Below are 2,790 nucleotides of genomic sequence, written 5' to 3' on the forward strand. Positions count from 1 at the left end.
TTTATCCCGCACCAAACATAGACGCTGAGAGATCGGCGTTTTTTTGTGCTTATTTTTAATTAGTATTGATTAGAGTTTTTCTGGAATAGCTTATTCTAATTACTCATCTTATTGACTACATATGAATATATCATATATTTACTATAAGTAGATAATACAAAAAATTTATACAAATTTAATACTTATGACAAAGTATCGCCACAAATTTCTTGTATTATAGTAAAAACAGGAGGTAGTTTATGAGAAGAAATAAATCAGGTGGAGGATTTTCACATTTTATTTCAGCCCTTTTGGGAGCTGTGATTGGAGGATTTGTTATTTATTTTCTCCTAGGTGGAGCAGCTAATAATGATAATAATATAGATAAAGGTGAAAGTAATCCAAAGCAAATAGAAAGTAAGGAAAATAAGGAAAGTACAAAGAAGGATATAAATATAAATGCGGATGATTCAATCGAATCAGTCGTTGTCAAGAAGTCTATTGACTCTGTAGTTGGAATCAATACAATTTCTGAAGTTACCCAAAATACCTTCTTCGGCCAACAATCAGGTTATGTTGAAGGAATAGGTTCTGGTTCGATTGTCACAGAAGACGGCTATATTGTAACCAACTCTCACGTTGTAAGTAATGGAGATGTGACCCAAATCAATGTTCTTTTCTCCAACGGAGAGACAAGTGAGGCAGAGCTAGTGTGGAATGATGCAGCTCTTGATCTTGCTATTATCAAGGTTAAAAAGGACAATCTTCCAGCAATTGAGCTAGGAGATAGTGACGAGGTTAGTATTGGGGATAAGGCTATAGCTATTGGAAATCCTTTAGGCTTTGAGCTTCAATCAACAGTAACTAGTGGTATCATCTCAGGTCTTAATAGGACTGTGAAGTTTAATACTGGAGTGAGCATGGATGGGTTAATGCAAACAGATGCAGCCATAAACTCAGGAAATTCTGGTGGGGCCCTACTTAATACCAAGGGAGAGCTTATTGGAATCAATACTGCTAAGGCAGGTAATAGTGATGGTATCGGCTTTGCAATTCCTATTAATATTGTAAAACCTGTTATAGAAAAGGTAAGAAAAACTGGAAAGTTTAATTCAGTTTATCTTGGAATTACTGGCCAATCAGTAGACTATATAAAACAAATTCCAAACTTCAATACCGAAAAACTTGGAACTGATGAGGGTGTCTATGTTGTATCAAGCTTTGATAAAAATAGCGATATCGAAGAAGGCGATGTGATAACAGCTATAGATGGTGTGGCTGTTAAGGATATGAACAGCCTAAGAAAGGCCCTCCTATCCTATGCAGTAGGAGATAAGGCAAAACTTACTGTCTATAGAGATGGATCAAAGAAGGAAATCGACGTAGAATTTAATATAGATTCTTCAAATATAGACGAGTTTAATGAGGCCCAACCTGACGAAAGTAAAAATAATAATGGAAGAGAAGAAAGATCAAACCCATTCTTTAACCTTCCATAGAGAGCTGACCTGGAGAAATCCGGGTCTTTTTTGGTAATTAATTATTATACTACTAGTTTTTATGGGATTGTTACATTGAAGAAATATTAGTAATAAAACTGCTTGTGTAAAAAGATATGTTTATAATTCCAAAACTTATTTTTAGTAAACAAAAAGAGGAACTCTCTTGAGCTCCTCAGTTTAGTCGCCTTTCTAGAAAAGGCATGTCAAATAATTTTAATCAGTACTATACGTACCTTGTATTTATAGTATACCACAGTCAGTATGAATATCAATCTACAAATTTAAAAATGTATTTATGACTGTCCTATCTATTTTGTTCAGAAGTTCATCTGAAATTTGTATATCATACATTGGCGAATCAGGTTTTATAGGATCTTTAATTCGGATTTTTGAAACTGTTGTAATTTGGTTGCATACAGCATAACTTCCCTTTTTTAGACTTTTAATTTTCTGACTACATCTATTAGCTAAATCTATATCCATCTCAGCATTTTTTATTAATTTACGTAAAGTTCTTGTAGTTTCATTTGATATTTCAGATTTTGATTCATTGAATGTTTTATTGACTTTATCGATAGTTTCTGATGCACTTTCGGTTAAAACTTTGATTTTGTTTTCAATTAGCATATAAATTTCTGTCCCTAAATTTACATCTGTTTTGTACCACTTTTTGTTAGGCTTTATGGAAGATAGAGGAATTACAGTTAAAATTGGGTTGTCCTTATTATCAGATTTATTTAAGACTATAGCATAATGCATGCCGCCTTCTTCATTACCAATATTAAATCCTAAGTTAACTTGAACTATAGATCCTCTTTTATATACAGGTAAATAATTTGAGCTGAAAGTTTTTTCTTGTTTAAGATACTTTCGATAATCGTTTAACCAGTAGGTTATTAAAACTGATCTTTTGTAGTTGGTTTTAGTTTCCAATTCTAATAAGTTATTGATATCCTTAAGTGTATTATCCTTGAATTTGATAAATTCTTCCTCATTTTCTTTTTTCTTAAAATCCAATTTTATATTTTCCTCCTCATTTCTTTAACTATTCCGAAGATTCTGATTGATTCATTTATAGATTTACATGTAATTGAAGAATACTCTGGGTTTATTGGTTTTAGTGTGATTGTTCCGTCTTTGTTTTTAATAAAAGTTCTAATAATTGCATCACCTCTATTTATATGTACAGCTACAAACATACCGCTTGTATATTCGTTTGCTTTTTCTATAATTAACGTGTCATTTTCAATAAATTGGGGATACATTGAATTATCAGGAGCTTTCATTGCAAAATAATATTTATTACTAT

Annotated in this window: 3 protein-coding genes; 1 reads left to right on the forward strand and 2 read right to left on the reverse strand. The window is 31.9% G+C overall.

Annotated elements, in window-relative coordinates; genetic code table 11:
• The first annotated feature begins 239 nt into the window (after positions 1-239).
• On the forward strand, positions 240-1,478 hold the full coding sequence (locus MRZ08_RS04140) for a trypsin-like peptidase domain-containing protein (RefSeq protein WP_297379581.1): 1,239 nt from the start codon (positions 240-242) through the stop codon (positions 1,476-1,478).
• 276 nt (positions 1,479-1,754) lie between these two features.
• Here MRZ08_RS04140 and MRZ08_RS04145 read toward each other — a convergent pair whose 3' ends face one another.
• Together MRZ08_RS04145 and MRZ08_RS04150 are read right to left on the reverse strand one after the other, a co-directional pair.
• A complete protein-coding gene (locus MRZ08_RS04145) occupies positions 1,755-2,498 on the reverse strand; it encodes a type II toxin-antitoxin system PemK/MazF family toxin (RefSeq protein WP_297379583.1) in 744 nt (247 codons plus the stop codon).
• 2 nt (positions 2,499-2,500) lie between these two features.
• A partial coding sequence (locus MRZ08_RS04150; protein WP_297379587.1) for a S24 family peptidase occupies positions 2,501-2,790 on the reverse strand: 290 nt, incomplete at its 5' end.

This window comes from Anaerococcus sp. (assembly GCF_022770135.1).
In the GTDB taxonomy this organism is placed as follows: domain Bacteria; phylum Bacillota; class Clostridia; order Tissierellales; family Peptoniphilaceae; genus Anaerococcus.

Excerpts from the sequence above, each read along its gene's own strand:
- MRZ08_RS04140 (WP_297379581.1), top strand. The coding sequence starts at position 240 with ATGAGAAGAAATAAATCAGGTGGAGGATTTTCACATTTTATTTCAGCC.